The organism is Nonomuraea turkmeniaca (genome assembly GCF_005889735.1).
GTDB classification, from domain to species: domain Bacteria; phylum Actinomycetota; class Actinomycetes; order Streptosporangiales; family Streptosporangiaceae; genus Nonomuraea; species Nonomuraea turkmeniaca.
The window spans coordinates 1-19490 of record NZ_VCKY01000203.1 but is presented as its reverse complement, the minus strand read 5'-3'; the positions used below and the strand labels follow the sequence as shown (position 1 = coordinate 19490).

Below are 19490 nucleotides of genomic sequence, written 5' to 3'. Positions count from 1 at the left end.
TCGCTCGGCTCGGCGCTGAATCAGGCGCGGGCCGCGCGGGAGGCCGGGGCCGACGGATTGTTGCTCATGCCGCCTTACCTGGCGCAGGGTCCCGGGCACGGTTTCAAGGCGTACGTGGCGGCCGTGGCCGCCGAGCTGCCGGTCATCGTCTACCAGCGCGGCACGGTGGTGCTGGAGCCGGACGCCGTGGTGGAGCTGGCCGGAATCCCCGGGGTGATCGGGCTCAAGGACGGCGTCGGCGACATCGACAGGATGCAGCGGATCGTGCTGGCGATCCGGGAGGCGTACCCGGACTTCCTGTTCTTCAACGGGCTGCCGACGGCCGAGCTGACCATGCCCGCCTACCGGGGCATCGGTGTGGACTTGTACTCCAGCGCGGTGTTCGCGTTCGCGCCGGAGATCGCGCTGGCCTATCTGAACGGGGACGAGCGGCTGCTGACGGAGTTCTACGCCCCGCTCGTGCGGTTGCGCGGCAAGGTCCCCGGGTACCCGGTCGCCTTGGTGAAGGCCGGGGTACGGCTGCGCGGCCTGGACGTGGGCGCGGTCCGCCCGCCGCTGGTGGACGTGACGCCCGAGCACCTGGAGGAGCTGGCGAGGCTGATCAAGACGGGGCTGGAGCTGGCGACGTCATGACCATCGCGGACCTGCGTACCGAGCTGCGCACCGTCCCGCTGTCCCGGCCCTGGGGAGCGGACGTGCCCGCCAACCACGTGATCGTCACGCACGTCACGCTGAAGGACGGGCGCGTCGGGACGGGGTTCTCGTGGACGCCGCAGATCGGCGCGCACGCCGTACAGGCGCTGCTCGACCACGACCTGCGGGAGGCGCTGATCGGGCTGCCCGCGCACCCCGAGGTGGTGTGGGACCGGCTCTGGCGGCACCTGCGCGAGGCGGGACCGGGCGGGATCACGACGATCGCGCTGGCCGGGATCGACCTGGCGCTGTGGGATCTGCGCTGCGGCGAGGCCGGCCTGGCCGACGTGCTGGGGCGGCGGCGCGACGAGGTCCCGGTGTACGGCAGCGGCGTCAACCTGCACTACTCGCTGGAGGAGCTGGTCGAGCAGGTCAGGCGGTGGGTGGCGGCCGGGTACAAGGGCGTCAAGATCAAGGTGGGCCGCCCCGACCTGGCCGAGGACGTGGCGCGGGTGGCCGCGGTGCGCGACGTGCTCGGGCCTGACCGGCTGCTGATGATCGACGCCAACCAGCGGTGGGACCTGCACCGGGCCCGCCGGGCGCTGGCCGCGCTGCGGCAGTTCGACCTGCACTGGATCGAGGAGCCGCTGCCGGCCGACGACGTGGCCGGCCACGTGGAGCTGCGCCGCTCCATCGACGTGCCGGTCGCGGTGGGCGAGAACGTCTACACGACGTACGGCTTCCGCGATCTGCTGGCGGCCGGCGCGTGCGACGTCGTGCAGCCGAACGTGGTACGGGTCGGCGGCATCACGCCGTTCCTGCGGATCGTGGAACTGGCCAGGACGTACGACGTGCCGGTCTACCCGCACCTGTTGAATGAGATGTCCGGGCAACTGGCTCTGGCGCTCCCGCTGCCGGTCATGGTGGAGGACGTGGAGGACGCGTCCTTCGCCGCGCTGGGGCTGTTGGTGGAGCCGTACCCGGTGGACATTCGTCATGGTGTGTTGCGTGTGGGCGAGCACGCGGGGCTGGGGCTGAGGTGGTCGGGATGACGGCGGCGAAGGTTGATCCGGCACCGGTGAAGGTCGTCCTGGCCGGCGCCTATGGACACGGGCAGCATCACCTGAATGCTCTGCGCACGCTCAGCGGCCAGGGCGTGGTCGAGCTGGCCGGGATCTGCGACGTACGGCCCGTGGAGGTCGGTTTCGCCGCGCCGCTGCAGTCGGCCGATCTGGGTGCGCTGATCGAGAAGACCGGCGCGGAGATCACGATCGTCTGCACGCCCATCCACACGCACGCCGACCTCGCGGTGACCGCCCTGCACGCGGGCTCACACGTGCTGCTGGAGAAGCCGCCCGCGGCCAGTCCCGCCGAACAACAACGGATCGCGGCGGCTGTGGCGGAGACCGGACTGACCTGCCAGGTCGGGTTCCAGTCACTGGGTTCGGCGGCGGTGCCCGCACTGCGCGAGCTGATCGCGAGCGGCGCCGTCGGACGCGTGCGCGGCATCGGCGGCGCCGGCACGTGGCAGCGTCCTTCGGACTACTTCACCCGCTCCGCCTGGGCGGGCAAGCGCCGCCTGAACGGCGTGGACGTGGTGGACGGCGCCCTGACCAACCCGTTCGCGCACGCCGTGGCGACCGCCCTGGCCCTGGCGGAAGGGCGCATCGCCGGTATCGAGACCGAGCTCTACCACGCCCACCCGATCGAGTCGGACGACACGTCGTGCGTGCGGATCCGGATGGACGACGGTCTCGTGATCACCATCGCGGTGACCCTGTGCGCGACCGAGCACAGGGACCCGTACCTGGTCGTGCACGGCGACGCGGGCCGGGCCACGCTCTTCTACACGCAGGACCTGATCAAGGTCGAGCACCCGGACGGCTCGGTCACGACCACCCTGTACGAACGCGCCGACCTGCTGGAGAACCTCATCGACCACGTCCGCACGGGCGCCGGCCTGCTGGTGCCGCTGGTCGCCACGGAGGCGTTCACGCAGGTGCTGGACGCGGTGCGGCAGGCGCCGGAGCCGCTGCCGATTCCCGAGCGGCACCAGATCGTCGAGCGGGATCCCGATTCCAGCGAGGTCACGTACCGGTTCCTGCCGGGCATGGCGGACCTGACGGCCCGCAGCGCGGACGAGCTGGCCCTCTACTCGGAGCTGGACGCGCCCTGGACGCAGGTGCGGCTCCTGGTCTCCGGCACGCCGGTCGCCGCCTACGAGCTGCGGCCGGACCTCCCCGCCACGGACTCGCCGCGCCCGTACCTGCACGGGGTGCGGACGCTGGGCGGCGTCGAGGTCACCCAGGTCCGGCCCGAGGACCACGTGCATCACCTCGGGGTCGGGGTGGCGATCTCCGACCTGGGCGGCGCGAACTTCTGGGGCGGCCGCACGTACGTCAAGGACCAGGGTCCGGCCTGGCTCGGCGATCACGGCGGCCAGCGGCACCTGGCCTTCACGCGGCTCGACGACGACGGCTTCGTCGAGCAGCTGGAGTGGATCGGCCCTGACGGGCGGGTGATGGCGAGCGAGGAGCGGACCGTGGTGGCGCGGCCGGTCGGCGAGGCCTGGGCCCTGGACTTCACGTTCACGCTCACGAACCGCACCGGCGCGCCTGTGGAGATCAACAGCTCGGCCACCAAGGGGCGGGCCGGCGCGGGGTACGGCGGCTTCTTCTGGCGGGCGCCCGGCACCTCCACCGCCCGGACGACCCTGCCCGGAGACGAGCCCGCCGTGCACGGCAGCCGCGCCCCGTGGGTCGCCATGTCGGGGACGGACCCGGAAGGGCGAGACTGGACACTGGTGTTCGTCCAGGACGCCGACGACGCGTGGTTCGTTCGGGTCGAGGATTATCCGGGCGTCGGGCAGGCGCTGGCGTGGGACCGGCCGCTGGTCGTCGAGGACACGCTGACCAGGCGGGTCGTCACGATCGTCGCGGACGGACGCCTCGACCACGCCCAGACGGCTCAACTGGCCGCCGAGGTTTAACCCGCGGTTTCCTGGCGGTTCGAGGAGCGGTGGCTAGGGTGCGGTGCTCGTGACGGAGCGAAGCGAGCCAACCATGAGACACAGCAGCACTGTGAGCAGCGCACCCGTACTGGCCGAACCCGTGACCGCCAGGGACCCGTTCTTCGACAACGCCAAATACCTGGCCATCGTGCTCGTCGTGTGCGGCCACGTCATCGAGGACCAGCGGGACGCGCCCATCGCGCACGCGCTCTACTTCTACGTGTACGTCTTCCACATGCCGCTGTTCATCGTGCTCAGCGGCTACCTGTCGCGGACGTTCACGTTCTCGGCGGGCAAGGCTCGCAAGCTGATCTCCACGCTGGCGGTGCCGTACGTGCTCTTCGAACTGGCGTACTCGCTGCCCCGGCTGATCCTCTACGGGAAGTTCGAGCTGAGCCTGCTGGAGCCGTACTACCTGACCTGGTTCCTGATGTCGTTGTTCCTGTGGCGGCTTTCCACGCCGGTGTGGCAGCAGCTCAGGTGGCCGTTGCTGGTCGCGGTCGTGTTGTCGCTGCTCACCGGGATGAGCAAGCTGCCTGACGAGCTGTCCATGAACCGCACGTTCGGCCTGCTCCCCTTCTACGTGCTGGGGCTGATGCTGAAGCCGGAGCATTTCCAGTGGCTGCGCCGGCCCTACATGCGGCTGGCCGGAGCGTGCGTGCTGGGGCTGGGGCTGGCGACGGCGCTGCTCGTGCACGACGCCGTGCCGACGGAGTGGATCAGATGGCGGCTGTCGAACGCGGAGGTCGGCGTGGACGACCTCACCGGCACGGCGACCAGGCTGGGGCTGCTGGTGGCGGGGGTCGTGCTGGTGGCGGCGTTCCTGGCGGTGACGCCGGCGCGGCGCACCTGGTTCAGCGGGTTGGGCGCGGCCACCATGTACGCGTACCTGCTGCACGGCTTCGTGGTCAAGGTCGCCGAGCGGTTCGACCTGGGCCTGCCGCTGTCGATCGGGCTCGGCCTGGTCACCGCCACGCTGCTGTGCACGCCTCCGGTGCGCACGCTCTTCCACTGGGCGGTCGAGCCCCGCATGTCCTGGGCCTTCACCCGGCTACGCCGGCCCGCCTGAGGTGGACCGCAGCAGCCGCAGCGCGCCGCGGGACAGTGCCGTCAGGATGTCGGCGCACTCCTCCAGGTCCGGGTAACGGCCCTCCAGGTGCCCCATGGCCAGGGCGTTCGTGGCCGCGTCGACGGCCTCGGCGATCATCTCCAGGCGCCGCCGGTCGCGCTCGTCGTCGGCCGTGTAGCCGAGCGCGGCCAGGTCGGCGGCGTGGTGCTCGCGGTAGGCCGCCGCCTTCTGGGTGGCGAAGTCGCGAAACGACGACGACGGGTCGTGCCGGGCCCGTAGCTGGATGCGCAGCAGCTCGGGATGGCGACAGATCGCCTCCAAAGGGATGCGGAACGTGTCGCGGTGGCGTTCGAGGTCGTCGGGAGACTCGCGGGCCCTGCGCCGCGCCTCGCGCATCGACCCGCGCAACCGTTCGCCGCCCTCCTCCGCGAGCACCCGCAGCAGGTGCCGCATGTCCTTGAAGTGCACGTAGAAGCTGGACTGCGCGATCCCGGCGGCCTTGGCGATCTTGACCGTGGTCAGCCCTGCCTCGCCCTCCTCGTCGAGGATCGCCAGCGCGGCGCGGATCAGCTTGCGCCTGGTCAGGTCCTTCGCCTCGCTCCTGCTCAGCGATGTGCTCATCACGGCCGCCTCTTGGGGCTTGTGCGGATTTTCACCGATAGTACTATCGGTGAAATCGCTCTCGGGACGTTCCGGGAGGAGGCGTGGATGAAACGCTGGAGCAGGCCGGCCTCGCCGAGCTGCCGCCGGGCCGCGCGTTCCGGACAGCGCTTTTCCGGCAGGAGCTGGGAGCGGTGGGCCGGTAGTGGCGGCGCGCACCTGCGGCCACGTGACGAGGTGCTGATCTCCCGGCCCGCGCACCCGTACACGCGGGCGCTGATCGCCTGCCGCAACCCCCTGTGAGAGGAAATATGGCCATCGATTTCACCCTCGCCCCCGAGCACGAGGAGATCCGCAAGCGGGTCCGCGCCTTCATCCAGGGCACCGTCATCCCCGCGATGGAGGAGGTGAAGGAGCACGACCGCGACACCTACCTGCGGACCCTCGTCCGGCTGCGCTCGCAGGCGAAGGCCGAGGGCCTGTGGCTGCCGCACATGCCGAAGGAGTGGGGCGGGATGGGGCTGGGCCACGTGGAGCTGGCCATGGTGCAGTCGGAGGCGGCCAAGACCCGCGTCGGCCCCTGGGTGCTGAACTGCATGGCCCCCGACGAGGGCAACATGCACACGCTGCTGCACTGGGCGACGGACGAGCAGAAGGAGAAGTACCTGCGTCCGCTGCTTGAGGGCACGCAGATGTCCTGCTTCGCGATGACCGAGCCCGAGGTGGCCGGCTCCGACCCCACCCTGATCCGCACCGAGGCCGTACGCGACGGCGACGAGTGGGTGATCAACGGCCACAAATGGTTCATCTCCAACGCCCGCCGCGCCAACTTCGCCATCCTCATCGCGCGGACCGAGCCGGACGTGCCGGCGGGCTCGCGCGGTGCCACCACGGCCTTCCTCGTGGACCTGCCCAGTCCCGGCTGGAGCGACGTACGCGAGATCGAGACCATGCACGGCTCGACCGGCCACAGCGAGATCCGCATCGAGGACCTGCGCGTGCCCGACGACCAGGTCCTGGGCGGGCGGGGCAACGGCCACCGCCTGGGCCAGTACCGCCTCGGCCCCGCTCGCCTGGCGCACTGCATGCGGTGGATCTCGCAGGCGGAGACCGCGCTGGACATGATGGTGGACCGCGCGATCAACCGCCACAGCCACGGCTCCCTGCTGGCCGAGAAGCAGGGCATCCAGTGGATGATCGCCGACTCGACCATGGAGCTCTACCAGTGCAAGCTCATGGTGCTGCACGCCGCCTCCAAGATCGACAAGGGTGAGGACTTCCGCACCGAGGTGTCGATGGCCAAACACTTCGTGGCGAACAGCCTCAACCGCATCGTGGACCGGGCGATCCAGGTGCACGGGGCGCTGGGGTATTCGACGGACACGCCGCTGGCCAGCATGTTCCAGCACGCCCGATGGGCCCGCTTCGCCGACGGGGCCGACGAGATCCACCAGATGCGCATCGCCGAACGCACGATCGCCGCCTACCGCGCGACCGGCTCCACCAGCGCCGCCACCGGCGACCTGCCCCTGTAGTCCGCCGACCCGCACACCCCGGAACGATGTCATGAAGGCGATCCGCTTCTACGCCTACGGCCCGCCCAGCGTGCTCACGCTCCAGGACACCGGCCTGCCGACGGTCGGGGACGACGACGTACTGGTCCGGGTCCGAGCAGCCGCGATCAACGCCGGCGACTGGCACCTGATGCGAGGCGCGCCGTACATCTTCCGCGCTGTGGCCGGCCTGACCCGCCCCAAGGCCAACGGGCTGGGCAGCGACTTCGCGGGACACGTCGAGGCGGTGGGTGCGAACGTCACGGGGTTACGACCGGGCGACGAGGTGTTCGGCTCCGGCGAGGGAACACTGGCCGAGTACGTCTCCGTCCGCCAGGACGCTGCGGTGCTGAAAAAGCCGGCCAACCTGACGTTCGAGCAGGCCGCGGCCGTGCCGACGGCGGCGGTCACCGCCCTGCTCGGCCTCCGCGACGTGGGACGGGTCCAGGCCGGCAACGCGTGCTGGTCAACGGCGCGGCGGGCGGCGTGGGCACCTTCGCCGTGCAGATCGCCAAAGCCCTGGGCGCCGAGGTGACCGGCGTGTGCAGCACCGGCAACGTCGAGATGGTCCGCTCCATCGGCGCCGACCACGTCCTCGACCACACCAAAGAAGACTTCACCCGCGGCACCCGCCGCTACGACCTCATCCTCGACAACGTCGGCAACCATCCCCTGTCGGCCTGCCGACGTGTCCTCACGCCCCGAGGAGCGTTCGTCCCCAACTCCGGCACCGGCGGCCGCTGGGTGGGCCCCATGAACCGGATCATCGGCGGGAAAGTGATGTTCCTGTTCGGCCCCCAGAGGCTCGCGAACTACGTGGCACGCCCGAGCAAGGACACTCTCGCCGCCCTGCACGACCTTCTCCAGGAGAAGAAGATCACCCCGGTCATCGACCGGACCTACCCGCTGGGCGAGAGCGCCGAGGCGATCCGCTACCTCGAAGAGGGACACGCCAAGGGCAAGATCGTCATCGCCGTCTGAGTCCGGGCTCGAGATATCGCCGCAACACAGGTCGCCAGCGGTTGGCCGGGCAGTCGCGGAGGGCGGCGACGGCGAGGCAGTACTTGCTCACGGTCACCGGCCGCACCCCCATCCCTCGCAGCGCCCGATCGACCATCGCATTTCCGTCCGCGGACTTCGACTCCAGCAGGACCAGGCCGGGGCGGGCCGGCACGGTACGCGACCCGCCGTGGCAGATCAGGCCGGTGTCGCAGGTGAGCCGGGCCTTTCCCGCCCGGTCGACCAGGGTCACCCGCTTGTAGTCGGTGGACAGGACCGGGCCCAGCGGGCCGGGCATGGTCAGGTGGAGCTCGCGGACCAGTGTGTCGCTCACGAAGTCCAGCGCTTCCGCGGTGAGGGCGTGCGCCGGCGCGTCGTCGTAGGGGATGCGATGTTTGTCGGTGCTGCCGCGTGCCCCCTTGAGCTTCAGCTCCAGCCACCGGCCACCCCCGTCCAGGTACGTCCGCGTCCGCAACTTGAACCGGCGGCGCCGGTCCTGCCGATGGTGCCGGAACGTGAGCAGGTCCGGTGTGTCGAAGTAGGTGGAGGTGTAGCGGAACTGCCGTCGCCGGCCGATCCGCAACACCGCGAACCGGTCCCCGAGCTCGGCGGCGAGCCTGGCCATGACCGAAGCCGTCACGAGGTATTTGGAGTCCACCCGGCTCATCAGCTCCGGCACGTCCTCGAGCTCGATCGGCGCCGCCCCCGCGGCGACCCCGGCGAGCACCACGTCCGCGTTCACCGCACCCTCACTCGCGCGTCCTGCGCCACATAGCGCACGTCCACCACGGTCACGTCCCGTACGTAGTCCACCTGGGTGACCACGCACTGCAGCACCCGCGCCCGCAGCCGGCTCTCCAGGTCCGCCCGCAGCAGGTCCGGGTCCGCGTGGACGACGTCCAGCGTCACCATCTGGTGCCGGGTGCGGCCGAGCAGTTGCGGATGGTCGGCGACGTACATCACCGCCAGCAGCACCCCGTCCAGCGCCAGCGCGATCAGCGGCCACGCCGCCGCCACCCCGTTGACCAGCCCCAGCACGATCGCGACGAAGTAGTAGGCGATCTCCTGCTGGGTGATCTCGCTGGACCGCAGCCGGATGATCGACAACAGCCCGAACAGCCCGAACCCGACGGCGATGTCGATCCGCTGGACCAGCAGCAACGACACCACCGCGAAGATGCCCACGTTCAGAGCGACGTAGGCGAAGAGCAGGTCACGCCGATGGTGGCGCCGATAGTAGATGCCGTAGGCGAGCAAGCAGATCGCCACGAGGTTCATCGCCAGTCCGGTGAACACGGTCGTTCCTCCTTTGTCCTGTTGATGAACAGCCTGGAGGAGGGCGGTGAAGCGGCGGTGAGGCGATGATTAGGCGGCTCTCATGCGGTACCCGGTGCCGCGTACCGTCTCGATCCGGTCGGCGCCGATCTTGCGGCGCAGGTACCGGACGTACACGTCCACCACGTTCGAACCGGGGTCGAAGTCGAACCCCCACACGTGGCTGAGCAGCTGCTCGCGGGTCAGCACCTGGTCCGGGTGCCGGCAGAAGATCTCGGCCAGGGCGAACTCCCGGGTGGACAGGTCCACCGCCCGATCCCCCACGTAAGCCCGTCTGGTCCGCAGATCCAGCGACAAATCCGAAACGCGGAGCACGGTCACCTCGGGCGTACGGTCGGCCCGCAACCGCAGCCGGATCCGGGCCAGCAGCTCCTCGAAGGCGAAGGGCTTGGCGATGTAGTCGTCCGCGCCGCCCTCCAGCCCCGCCACGGTGTCGCTCACGCTGTCCCGGGCGGTCAGGATGATCACCGGGATGGTCACCTTGGACTCCCGCAACCGCCGCAACACCGTGAAGCCATCGCTCAACGGCAGCCCGATGTCCAGGATGAGCAGGTCGAACCCGCCCGCGCACGCCAGGTCGTACGCCGCGACCCCGTCCCCCACCACGGCCGTCACGAACCCGTTGGTCCGCAGCCCCTTCTCCACGAAGGAGGCGATCCTGGCCTCGTCCTCGGCGATCAGAATGCGGTTCACCGCACCTCCCACAGCGGGATGGAAATGACAAAGCACGCCCCGCCGCCCGGGGCCTCGGTCACCTGCACCCGGCCCCCATGGGCCTCGGCGATGGATTTGACGATGGCCAGGCCGAGCCCGGCCCCGTCATGGGAACGGGCCGCGCCCCGGACGAACCGCCCGAAGATGCGCTCCCGGTCGGCCGGCGCCACCCCTGGGCCGCTGTCGCGTACCCACAGGTCGGTCCGCCCGTCCCGGACGGCGGACCCGACGGCGATCAGGTCGCCGTCCTTCGTGTGCCGTACGGCGTTGGCCACCAGCTGCATGAGCGCCTGCGTGAGCCGCTGCCGGTCGGCCGGCACGCGGGCCTCGGCCACCTCGTCCACCCGCCACCGCCGCTCGCCCAGCGCCCGCGCCTTGGCGACCACGCTGACCGTGAGGTCGGCCAGCTCGACCATGTCCACGGCCAGGAACCCCGGCTGCTCGGCCTTGGCGAGGGTGAGGAGGTCGTCGACGATGCGGTTCATCCGCTCGAGCTCGTCGGTGACCAGGGCCAACGTCTCGGCGCGGTCGGCAGGGTCGTCGCCCATGAGCTCCAGGTGGCCGCGGATGACGGTGATCGGCGTACGCAGCTCGTGCCCGGCGTCGTCCAGGAAGTGCCGTTGCACGAGGAAGGCCCGCTCCAGCCTGTCGAGCATGTGGTTGAACGTGCCGGCGAGCGCGGCCACGTCGTCGTCGCCGGGCACGTCCAGCCGGCGGGTCAGGTCGGAGGAGTCGCTGATCTGCTCGGCCGTCTGGCTGACCAGCCGGACCGGCGCCAGCACCCGCCCGGCCACGAACCACCCGGCCGCCCCGGCCAGCGCCATCGCGGCCAGCGCGGACAGCCCGAGCACCTGCACCGCCTCCACGATCTCCTCGCGGTGCACGTCGTAGAAGATCGCCACCACGAAGTGGGCGGGGCGGGGGTCGGCGGTCACCCTGACCGGGATGACCGCGTACCTGACCGTGCCCCCGGCGCTCTCCACCGAGCCGTTGTAGGACCTGGTGGCCGTGGCCAGCCGCGCGACCAGGGCGTCGTCGGTGTCGAGACGCACCGGCGGCGGAACCGCCGTGACCTTGTGCGGCCGGCCGTCGACGATGCTGAAGAAGGTCTCATGCCGATCCGGCGAGTTGATCGCGAGGTAGTCGAAGAGCAGGTTCTCGACGTTCGTGACGGTGCGGTTGTTGTCCGCGTATCCCCGCAGCTTGGCGACCTCGTTCTTGAGCTCATCGTGCACCCTGCTGTCGAGCGCGGTGAGCAGGAAGGTCCAGGTCGCGAAGATCGAGACCGACAGGGCGAGGCCGACGACGGCGAGCATCCAGCCCACGATCCGGGCACGGGCGCTCACTCGCATGCGGCCTCCCTGTCAGTCGTCACCGTCGTCGTCCCCATCATCGTCATCGCCGTCGTCACCGCCACCACCTGGGCGGGGAGACGGAGGTTTGACCGGCTCCGCCTTGGTCTTGCGCGGGGTGGGCCGCTGGCTCGCGCTCTTCTCGGGCGTCCCGGCCACGCTCGGGCTCGGAGTCGGGCTCGGGCTCGGGCTCGGACTCGGGCTCGGGCTCGGACTCGGGCTCGGGCTCGGACTGGAAGTGACCACGACGGGATCGCCCAGATCGGAGCGGTTCTCGGCCGCCCGGACCAGTTCCACCGACATGAGCCCGGCCACCGTCACGCCCAGACCGACCAGGATCACCGTCGCCCGATGTTTCATGTCCTTGACCTTGACGCCCTTCGAGGAGACCACGCTGAGGCCCAGATGAGAAACCTCTCATCTGATCAGGCTTGATCACAGTAGAATCATGTTCTGATACCGGCCGGTCGGTCCAAAGGGAGCAGTCATGCGGATACGGGACAAGGTCGTCGTGGTCACGGGTGCGGCCGGCGGCATCGGCCGGGCGCTGGCCCTGCGATTCGCCGCGGAAGGCGCCGCCGGGGTCGTGGTCGCCGATCTCGACGAGGCCGGCGCGGCCGCGGTGGCCAAGGAGATCGGCGAACGCGCGCATCCCGTCCAGGTGGACGTGGCGTCGGAGGCGGACGTCGCCGCCCTGATGGACACCCCATTCGGCCCCGTCGACCTGTTCTGCTCGAACGCCGGCATCATCGGCGGCCACGGGCTGGACGCCACCGACCAGGAGTGGAGCAGTCTGTACGCGGTCAACGTCCTGGCCCACGTGTACGCCGCCCGCGCTGCCGTACCCTCCATGATCGCCCGCGGCGGTGGCTACCTCCTGAACACCTGCTCCGCGGCCGGCCTGGTCAGCTGCCCCGGCGACGCCCCGTACGCGGTGACCAAGGCCGCGGCCGTCGCGTTCGCCGAGTGGGTCGCCATGCACTACGCCTCCCAGGGCATCAAGGTCAGCGTGTTGTGCCCGCAGGGGGTGCGGACGGCCATGTACGAGCGCGGTCAGGAGGAGGACCACCTGACCGCCCGCGCCGTAGGGGCCTCCGGCACGATCCTCGACCCCGCCGACGTGGCCACCGCCGCCATCGAGGGCTTGGAGTCCGAGCGTTTCCACATCTTCCCGCACCCCGAGGTGGCGGACTTCGTGCGCTACAAGGCGGAGGACCAGGACCGGTGGCTGGCCGGGATGTCCCGCTTCATCGACTCCCTGACGACGTCATGAAGGGCGACACCGCGGCGGCCCGCCGGGCCTGGCGTCGCCTGGAGCCGCTGCACGGCATGATCTACTTCGTCCCGGAAGCCGCCGAGCGCTACGCCAAGCTCGGCCTCACCGGCATGTCCGGATATTTCGCCTCGCGAGGCGCCGCCTTCGGCCGCGCCTCCGCCGACCTGGTCATCGCCACGTTCTACAACTTCTGCCCTGACCTCGTACGCAGCTCCCTCCCCGCGGCCTGGAACGTGGTGACGCCGGAGCAGATGCTCGAGGCCCGCCTGGAAGCCGCCACCGAAGCCCTGCGGCGGGCGGGCATCCATGATCTCCCGCACCTGACCGAGACTCTCGACCTGGCCTGCCGCGCTGCCACGGCCGCCTGCGACCACCCCCAGGGCCGCCCGCTCTTCGCCGCCCATGCCGCGCTCGCCTGGCCGGAGGACCCGCTCCAGCAGCTCTGGCACGCCCAGACCCTGCTCCGCGAGTTCCGCGGCGACGGCCACGTGGCCACCCTTCTCGCCGAAGGCCTCGGCGGCCTGGAAGCCCTGGTCCTCCATGCCGCCAGCGGCGAGGTCCCCACCGCGTTCCTCAAGATCAGCCGCGCCTGGCCGGAGGAGGCGTGGACGGCCGCGGAAGCCGCCCTCCAGGACCGCGGACTCCTGGACGCGGGCGCCCTGAGCGCGGAAGGCCAGGCGCTCCGCCGCCACATCGAGGAGCGTACGGACACCCTGGCCATGGCCGCGTACGGGGCGCTGGGCGACGACGGCTGCGAGCGCCTGGCCGAGCTCGCCCGGCCCTTCGGCCGCCGGGTCGTGGACGCGGGCCTGCTCAGGCTCGGCTGACGATCTAAAGTCACAAGTGTGAGCGGAGACTTAGTTCCGCAGTCGCCCGAGGCACGGATGTCCGACGCGGACCGCGAGCGGGTAGCCACCCGCCTGCGGTCGGCGACGGGCGGCTGACGATGGAGGAGTTCGAGGAGCGGCTGAGCGGGGTCCACAGCGCCATGTCGTGGAGATCGAGCTGGACGTGTACGCGGGCTCCACCACGATCGTGCTGCCGCCGGGCGCGTCCGTGAACATCGACGACGTGGAGCTGATCGCCAGCCCGGCCACGGTGCGGGACGTTCCGACGTCCCCCGTTCCCGGCTACCAACGGCATTTCGTGGTCCGGGGCAGGCAATGGGCCGGCCGGCTGGTCGTCCGGCATCAGCGCCGGTTCTGGCGGTGGCGATGGTGACCGCACGTTAGGCCTGCCCTGACCAGGGCAGACCGCAGGGCATGCCGGAAACCACACCACCTCAGAGCCAGCCGTACCCGGGGCAGACCGGCGAGATGTCCCCCGAGCCGCGTGACGAGATGCGCGACTACGAGGGCAGGGGCCTGCTCAAGGACAAGAGGGCGCTCATCACCGGGGGCGACTCGGGGATCGGCAGGGCGGTCGCGGTGGCCTTCGCCAAGGAAGGGGCCGACGTCGCGATCGCGTACCTGACCGAGCACGAGGACGCCGCGCACACCCGCAAGCTGGTCGAGGAGACCGGCCGGCGCTGCGTGCTGCTGCCCGGTGACCTGGGCGACCGTGACCACTGCGGCGCCGTGGTCGCGCAGACGGTGTCCGAGCTGGGCGGGCTGGACGTGCTCGTCAACAACGTGGCCTACCAGGCGCCGGTGAACGCGCTGGAGGAGCTGACCGACGAGCAGTGGGAGCGCACGTTCGCGGTCAACATCCACAGCTACTACCGCGTCACCAAGGCCGCGCTCCCCTACCTGCGGGAGGGGAGCGCGATCATCAACACCTCCTCGATCAACGGCCTGCGCGGCAACAAGTCGCTCATCGACTACGCGGCCACCAAGGGCGCGATCAACGCCTTCACCTACTCCATGGCGCAGAACCTGGTGGAGCGGGGCATCAGGGTCAACGCCGTCGCGCCGGGGCCGGTGTGGACGCCGCTGATCCCGGCCACGATGCCGGAGGAGAAGGTGGAGAAGTTCGGCGAGCACGTCCCGATGGGGCGACCCGCCGATCCGGACGAGATCGCCCCCTCGTACGTGTTCTTCGCCGCGCAGCGGCTGTCGTCGTACTACACGGGCGAGGTGCTGGCCCCGGTCGGCGGCGAGACCCTGCCGGGCTGATCGACGTAGACGGTGCCGCCACGCTGCAGGAACTCCGCCGACTTCGCCGCGAAACCCGCCTGGCGGATGTCGTGGCTGATCCGCATCGAGCAGAACTTCGGTCCGCACATCGAGCAGAAATGCGCGGTCTTGGCCGGCGCGGCAGGCAGGGTCTCATCGTGGAACGCGCGGGCCGTCGGGGGATCGAGCGACAGGTCGAACTGGTCCTCCCAGCGGAACTCGAACCGCGCGTCCGACAGCGCGTCGTCCCATTCCTGCGCCCGCGGGTGCCCCTTGGCGAGGTCCGCGGCGTGGGCGGCGATCTTGTACGTGATGACGCCGGTCTTGACGTCGTCCTTGTCCGGCAGGCCGAGGTGCTCCTTGGGGGTGACGTAGCAGAGCATGGCGGTGCCGTACCAGCCGATCATGGCGGCGCCGATACCGGAGGTGATGTGGTCGTAGCCCGGCGCGATGTCGGTGACCAGCGGCCCGAGGGTGTAGAAGGGGGCGTCGTCGCAGAGGTCGCGCTGCAGGTCGACGTTCTCCTTGATCTTGTGCATGGGCACGTGTCCTGGGCCCTCGATCATGACCTGGACGTCGTGCGCGCGGGCTATCTTCGTCAGCTCGCCGAGTGTGCGCAGCTCGGCGAACTGGGCCTCGTCGTTGGCGTCCGCGATCGAGCCGGGCCGCAGCCCGTCGCCGAGCGAGAACGACACGTCGTAGCGAGCGAGGATCTCGCACATGTCGGCGAAGTGCTCGTACAGGAAGCTCTCGCGGTGGTGCGCCAGGCACCACGCGGCCATGATCGAGCCGCCGCGCGAGACGATGCCGGTCTTGCGGCGGACGGTGAGCGGCACGTGCGCGAGCCGCACCCCCGCGTGCACGGTCACGTAGTCCACACCCTGCTCGCACTGCTCGATGAGCGTGTCGCGGTAGACCTCCCACGACAGGTCCTCCGGACGCCCCTTGACCTTCTCCAATGCCTGGTAGATGGGCACGGTGCCGACCGGGACCGGCGAGTTGCGGATGATCCACTCGCGGGTCTCGTGAATGTCCGGGCCGGTGGACAAGTCCATGATCGTGTCCGCGCCCCAGCGGGTGGCCCAGGTCATCTTCTCGACCTCCTCCTCGATGGAGGACGTCACGGCGGAGTTGCCGATGTTGGCGTTGATCTTCACGAGGAAGTTACGGCCGATGATCATCGGCTCGGACTCGGGGTGGTTGACGTTGGCGGGGATGATGGCCCGGCCGGCCGCGACCTCCTGGCGGACGAACTCGGCGTCGAGGCCCTCCCGGACGGCCACGAACTCCATCTCCCTGGTGACCAGCCCCTTCCTCGCGCAGCCGACCTGGGTGACGGGCCGGCCGGCGGCGTGACGGTCCCTCACCCACTGCTCGCGCAGGCGCGGCAGGCCTCGCCTGACGTCGGTCTCGACGGCGGGGTCGGTGTACGGGCCGGACGTGTCGTACAACGTCACAGACGATGCGTTCGACAGGTGGACCTGGCGCATCGGAACGCGGAGGTCATCACCGGTGTAAACCTTGGAAAAACGCGCGTCGTTCACCGCGCAAACTCCCTTCGCCGGCATTATCCGGAGCAGGTTCTGGCGGTCGGCGGCTGTCAGCCGTCCTCTCAGCCCGGTCCACACCGGGCTCCCGCGTTGGTCGGCGATGATCGTACCCATGGCCGATGCCACGCCAAACCTGGCATGATCGAAGTGATGGACGATCCCACCTCCCGCACGACCGCGACCTACGACCGCATCGCGCGGGCATTCGACGCGCACAACCGCCGCACGGAGGGCTTCCTGGCCTTCCGGCAGCGGTTCGCCGAGGCGGTGCGGGGCCTGGTGGCCGACCTGGGGTGCGGGCCCGGGCATGACGCGGCCTGGTTCCAGGAGCAGGGCTTGCCGGTCGTCGGGGTGGACCGCTCGATCGAGATGGCCAGGCTGGCCGTCGGCCGGGGCGTGCCCGCCGTGCTGGGCGACCTGCGCAGGCCGCCGATCGCCCTCGGCTCGCTGGCCGGCCTGTGGTCCTCCGCGGCACTGCTCCACGTACCCGCCGGCGAGACCGAGCCGACCTTGCGCGCCTGGTCGGCGGCGCTGCGGCCGGGCGGCCTGCTCGGGCTGAGCACGTCAGCCGGCGACGGGGAGGCATGGGAGCCGGTCCCGTACGACGCCGAGTTCTCCCGATGGTTCGTGCACCGCGACCCCGGCACGCTGCTCGCGACGCTGGAATCGACCGGATTTCAGGTCATTGAGCATGAGATGAGCACGACCCAGCGCACCTGGCTCAGCGTGCTGGCGCGACGTTGCCAGGTTTGACGATCGCCCTGGGCGGTACGTCCCCATCAGGGGGAACATGAAGAAAATAGCCGCTGTCGCAGTACTCGTGGTGGTGGCCGCGATGGGGGGGACCACCGCCGCAGGGGACGGTTTCGAGCAGCACGAAGTCAGCCAAGAGCAGTACCAGACGCTGCTCGGCCAGTGCCGTTACGCCGATACGGCGCAGGCGCGGACGCAGTGCCGCAGGCACGTCAAAGCCACGTACCGGATCGGAAGAACCGACACCACGCTGGACTGCCGCACCTTCACCGGTGTGACCGTCTGCGGCACGCTGAAGCTCAGCAAGGCCGAGCGCCAGTGCACCAAGGACTCCACGGACCAAGGACTGTCCTACCGCCGAGCAGAGGTGGAGTGCTACGCACTTTCCTGAAAGGCCGTCGTTGTGATCATCGTTGGGGTGGACGGCTCGCGCACCGGGCTGGAGGCCGCCGCGTGGGCCGCCACCGAAGCCGCCCTTCGTCACACGTCGCTCGTCGTGGCCCACACGGTGGCGAAGTGGGTGTGCGAGGAGGCGCCCAGCGGCCACTACGCCGAGGTCAGGCGGTGGATGCGCGAGGGCGCCACCACAGTGCTCGCGGCCGCAGAGGACCGCGTCCGTCGCGAGCATCCGGAGATCGAGGTGTCCACCGAGCTGCTGCCCGGCGACCCCCGTACCGCGCTGATCAACGCCTCCAAAGGGGCCGAGCTGCTGGTCGTGGGCAGCCGCGGGATGGGTGGCGTACGCGGGCTGCTGGTCGGGTCCGTCGCGCACGGAGTGGCCGCGCACGCCCGCACGAACGTGGTCCTCGTCCGCGAGCTGCCGCGGCCGCCACGCCGGGAGGTGGTGGCCGGGGTGGACGGCTCGCCCGGCGGGCTGCGGGCGCTTGACTTCGCCCTCACCGAGGCCGAGTTGCACGGTACGCGGGTGCGTGCCGTACAGGCGTGGGCCTGGCCGCACCCGAGCGGCTTCGAACCCGCCGACCCCAACGGCGAGCAGAACGCCCTCCGCGCGCTGCAGGAGCTGGTGTCCGAGGGCCGGGCGCGACATCCGGGGGTGGAGGTGGTGGCCGAGGTCGTCCACGGGCACCCCGTCGAAGTGCTCAAGGAGGCGGCGGCGCGGGCCGACCTGCTGGTGGTGGGCTCCCGCGGGCACGGGCAGCTGACCGGGATGATCATGGGTTCGATCAGCATGGCCCTGCTCCACCACGCCCCGTGCCCCCTGGCCATCGTCCGCCCCTGAGCGGGCCCTCTGGGCTGAAAGTTACATCCCCGATCGTGCATCGCCGCAGGTCGCGTCCCTCCACCGGGCCGCGACCTTCCCGTCTCGGAGGCGCGATCTTACGATCTGCGCCAGGCGACGACGGGAGTGCGGGCGATGCGGAAGACCTGGGCGTTACTGGCGGCGTTGCTGGCGATGGCCGGCGCGGTGATGTTCCTGACGACCACCCCGGCCAGCGCCGCGGCCATCAGGGTCATGCCCCTGGGCGACTCGATCACCGGCTCCCCCGGCTGCTGGCGGGCGCTGCTCTGGAACAAGCTCCAGAGCAGCGGCTACACGGACATCGACTTCGTCGGCACGCTCCCGGCACAGGGTTGCTCGGTCCCGTACGACGGCGACAACGAGGGACACGGCGGCTTCCTGGCCACGAACGTCGCCAACCAGAACCAGCTGCCCGGCTGGCTCGCCGCGACCAGGCCCGACATCGTCATGATGCACTTCGGCACCAACGACGTGTGGAGCAACATCCCGCCCGCGACGATCCTCAGCGCGTACACCACGCTGGTGAACCAGATGCGGGCCAGCAACCCCGCCATGAAGATCCTCGTCGCCAAGATCATCCCGATGAACCCGTCCAGCTGCGCCGAATGCGCCCAGCGCGCCGTGAACCTGAACAACGCCATCCCCGGCTGGGCCGCTGCCACCTCGACCCAGCAGTCGCCGATCACGGTGGTGGACCAGTGGACGGGGTTCAGCACCGGCACGGACACGTACGACGGGGTGCACCCGAACGCGGCCGGCGACCAGAAGATCTCCGACAAGTGGTACCCGGCCCTGGTGAACGCCCTGTCCGGTGTGACCCCGTCGCCGTCCGTGACCCCCACCGTGACCCCCACCGTCACCCCGACTGGTGCCGGCGGCTGCACGGCGACGTACAAGAACGTCGGGCAGTGGCAGGGCGGCTTCCAGGGCGAGGTGACCGTCAAGAACACCGGCACGGCGCCGATGAGCGCATGGACGGTGCGGTGGGCGTTCGCGAACGGGCAGCAGATCAGCCAGATCTGGAACGGCACGCTGAGCGCGAGCGGCGCGGACGTGACCGTGCGTCACGTGAGCTGGAACGGCTTGCTCACTCCCGGGGCGACGGCCACGTTCGGCTTCCTGGCCTCCTGGACCGGCACCAACACCGACCCCACCCCGACGTGCGCCTAGGCGTACGTCAAGAAGCCGGCACTATGGGGGCACCTTCACTGGCCTGCACCAGCACGAAGCCCTGCCCCCTGAACGCCAGTTGCATGGCCTCCCCGCTCCCC

Annotated in this window: 23 protein-coding genes, 1 pseudogene and 1 riboswitch; of the genes and pseudogenes, 16 read left to right on the top strand and 8 right to left on the bottom strand. The window is 70.3% G+C overall.

The annotated features are described in order from the left end of the window. The 4 genes from ETD86_RS40830 to ETD86_RS40815 form a co-directional block, all read left to right on the top strand. The coding region (locus tag ETD86_RS40830; protein ID WP_138671987.1) for a dihydrodipicolinate synthase family protein at positions 1 to 633 on the top strand (633 nt) is incomplete at its 5' end. Then, positions 630 to 1685, top strand: coding sequence for a mandelate racemase/muconate lactonizing enzyme family protein (locus tag ETD86_RS40825; RefSeq protein WP_138671986.1), 1056 nt, complete (start codon positions 630 to 632; stop codon positions 1683 to 1685). The genes ETD86_RS40830 and ETD86_RS40825, both read left to right, overlap by 4 nt. Then, positions 1682 to 3622, top strand: coding sequence for a DUF6807 family protein (locus ETD86_RS40820; protein WP_138671985.1), 1941 nt, complete (start codon positions 1682 to 1684; stop codon positions 3620 to 3622). Before ETD86_RS40825 ends, ETD86_RS40820 begins: the two co-directional genes overlap by 4 nt. A gap of 91 nt (positions 3623 to 3713) precedes the next feature. Then, positions 3714 to 4712 carry an acyltransferase family protein gene (locus ETD86_RS40815; protein WP_246149010.1) on the top strand — a complete coding sequence of 333 codons (999 nt, stop codon included), beginning with the start codon at positions 3714 to 3716 and terminating at the stop codon, positions 4710 to 4712. Here the strand turns inward: ETD86_RS40815 and ETD86_RS40810 are convergent. Then, positions 4695 to 5333 (bottom strand): TetR family transcriptional regulator, encoded by a 639-nt coding sequence (locus tag ETD86_RS40810; RefSeq protein ID WP_138671983.1) that lies wholly within the window; start codon positions 5331 to 5333, stop codon positions 4695 to 4697. The genes ETD86_RS40815 and ETD86_RS40810 overlap by 18 nt on opposite strands. Positions 5334 to 5420: 87 nt before the next feature. Between ETD86_RS40810 and ETD86_RS40805 the strand changes: the two genes are divergently transcribed. Genes ETD86_RS40805 through ETD86_RS58665 form a run of 4 tightly spaced genes read left to right on the top strand, consistent with a single transcriptional unit; the run spans position 5421 to position 7846 of the window. Then, a complete protein-coding gene (locus tag ETD86_RS40805) occupies positions 5421 to 5615 on the top strand; it encodes a hypothetical protein (RefSeq protein ID WP_138671982.1) in 195 nt (64 codons plus the stop codon). 8 nt (positions 5616 to 5623) lie between these two features. Next, the gene (locus ETD86_RS40800; protein ID WP_138671981.1) at positions 5624 to 6847 is read left to right on the top strand and encodes an acyl-CoA dehydrogenase family protein; all 1224 of its coding nucleotides are present in this window, start codon (positions 5624 to 5626) and stop codon (positions 6845 to 6847) included. Between the two features lie 31 nt (positions 6848 to 6878). Continuing rightward, entirely contained in the window at positions 6879 to 7400 is a 522-nt protein-coding gene (locus tag ETD86_RS58670; RefSeq protein ID WP_246149007.1) for an alcohol dehydrogenase catalytic domain-containing protein, read from the top strand. Beyond that, positions 7352 to 7846, top strand: coding sequence for an NAD(P)-dependent alcohol dehydrogenase (locus ETD86_RS58665; protein WP_246149005.1), 495 nt, complete (start codon positions 7352 to 7354; stop codon positions 7844 to 7846). Before ETD86_RS58670 ends, ETD86_RS58665 begins: the two co-directional genes overlap by 49 nt. On the opposite strand, the gene ETD86_RS40790 is transcribed toward ETD86_RS58665, so the two are convergent. The 5 genes from ETD86_RS40790 to ETD86_RS40770 form a co-directional block, all read right to left on the bottom strand. Further along, positions 7833 to 8606 carry a polyphosphate polymerase domain-containing protein gene (locus ETD86_RS40790; protein ID WP_138671980.1) on the bottom strand — a complete coding sequence of 258 codons (774 nt, stop codon included), beginning with the start codon at positions 8604 to 8606 and terminating at the stop codon, positions 7833 to 7835. The two genes, ETD86_RS58665 and ETD86_RS40790, sit on opposite strands and share 14 nt — an antisense overlap. After that, positions 8603 to 9142: a DUF4956 domain-containing protein gene (locus tag ETD86_RS40785; protein WP_138671991.1), complete on the bottom strand. Its 540-nt coding sequence runs from the start codon at positions 9140 to 9142 to the stop codon at positions 8603 to 8605. The genes ETD86_RS40790 and ETD86_RS40785 overlap by 4 nt, the downstream gene beginning before the upstream one ends. An 87-nt stretch (positions 9143 to 9229) precedes the next feature. Then, entirely contained in the window at positions 9230 to 9892 is a 663-nt protein-coding gene (locus ETD86_RS40780; protein ID WP_138671979.1) for a response regulator transcription factor, read from the bottom strand. Continuing rightward, positions 9889 to 11265 (bottom strand): sensor histidine kinase, encoded by a 1377-nt coding sequence (locus tag ETD86_RS40775; protein WP_211370634.1) that lies wholly within the window; start codon positions 11263 to 11265, stop codon positions 9889 to 9891. Before ETD86_RS40775 ends, ETD86_RS40780 begins: the two co-directional genes overlap by 4 nt. A gap of 12 nt (positions 11266 to 11277) precedes the next feature. Continuing rightward, complete coding sequence (locus ETD86_RS40770) at positions 11278 to 11625, bottom strand: hypothetical protein (RefSeq protein ID WP_138671978.1); 348 nt, start codon at positions 11623 to 11625, stop codon at positions 11278 to 11280. Positions 11626 to 11752: 127 nt separating this feature from the next. Between ETD86_RS40770 and ETD86_RS40765 the strand changes: the two genes are divergently transcribed. The 4 genes from ETD86_RS40765 (at position 11753) to ETD86_RS40750 (ending at position 14655) form a co-directional block, all read left to right on the top strand. After that, on the top strand, positions 11753 to 12538 hold the full coding sequence (locus ETD86_RS40765) for an SDR family oxidoreductase (RefSeq protein ID WP_138671977.1): 786 nt from the start codon (positions 11753 to 11755) through the stop codon (positions 12536 to 12538). Then, positions 12535 to 13368 carry an SCO6745 family protein gene (locus ETD86_RS40760; protein WP_138671976.1) on the top strand — a complete coding sequence of 278 codons (834 nt, stop codon included), beginning with the start codon at positions 12535 to 12537 and terminating at the stop codon, positions 13366 to 13368. The genes ETD86_RS40765 and ETD86_RS40760 overlap by 4 nt, the downstream gene beginning before the upstream one ends. Before the next feature lie 166 nt (positions 13369 to 13534). Next, the gene (locus ETD86_RS40755; protein WP_138671975.1) at positions 13535 to 13762 is read left to right on the top strand and encodes a hypothetical protein; all 228 of its coding nucleotides are present in this window, start codon (positions 13535 to 13537) and stop codon (positions 13760 to 13762) included. A gap of 41 nt (positions 13763 to 13803) precedes the next feature. Further along, complete coding sequence (locus tag ETD86_RS40750) at positions 13804 to 14655, top strand: SDR family oxidoreductase (RefSeq protein ID WP_138671974.1); 852 nt, start codon at positions 13804 to 13806, stop codon at positions 14653 to 14655. Here ETD86_RS40750 and thiC read toward each other — a convergent pair. Further along, positions 14604 to 16145, bottom strand: coding sequence for a phosphomethylpyrimidine synthase ThiC (thiC, locus tag ETD86_RS40745; RefSeq protein ID WP_138671989.1), 1542 nt, complete (start codon positions 16143 to 16145; stop codon positions 14604 to 14606). The genes ETD86_RS40750 and thiC overlap by 52 nt on opposite strands. A gap of 46 nt (positions 16146 to 16191) precedes the next feature. Continuing rightward, a riboswitch (TPP riboswitch) is annotated at positions 16192 to 16304 on the bottom strand. Between the two features lie 51 nt (positions 16305 to 16355). On the opposite strand from thiC, the gene ETD86_RS40740 reads away from it, so the two are divergent. The 4 genes from ETD86_RS40740 to ETD86_RS40725 all read left to right on the top strand — a co-directional run bounded on the left by ETD86_RS40740 (position 16356) and on the right by ETD86_RS40725 (position 19389). Further along, positions 16356 to 16958, top strand: a complete 603-nt coding sequence (locus tag ETD86_RS40740) for a class I SAM-dependent DNA methyltransferase (RefSeq protein ID WP_170223518.1) — start codon at positions 16356 to 16358, stop codon at positions 16956 to 16958. 37 nt (positions 16959 to 16995) lie between these two features. Beyond that, complete coding sequence (locus ETD86_RS40735) at positions 16996 to 17349, top strand: hypothetical protein (RefSeq protein ID WP_246149002.1); 354 nt, start codon at positions 16996 to 16998, stop codon at positions 17347 to 17349. Between the two features lie 27 nt (positions 17350 to 17376). Beyond that, entirely contained in the window at positions 17377 to 18198 is an 822-nt protein-coding gene (locus ETD86_RS40730; RefSeq protein WP_138671972.1) for a universal stress protein, read from the top strand. Positions 18199 to 18333: 135 nt separating this feature from the next. Next, positions 18334 to 19389, top strand: coding sequence for a cellulose binding domain-containing protein (locus ETD86_RS40725; protein WP_138671971.1), 1056 nt, complete (start codon positions 18334 to 18336; stop codon positions 19387 to 19389). Positions 19390 to 19396: 7 nt separating this feature from the next. On the opposite strand, the pseudogene ETD86_RS58660 reads toward ETD86_RS40725, so the two are convergent. Next, positions 19397 to 19490, bottom strand: a pseudogene (locus ETD86_RS58660) (AIM24 family protein); the annotation flags it as partial.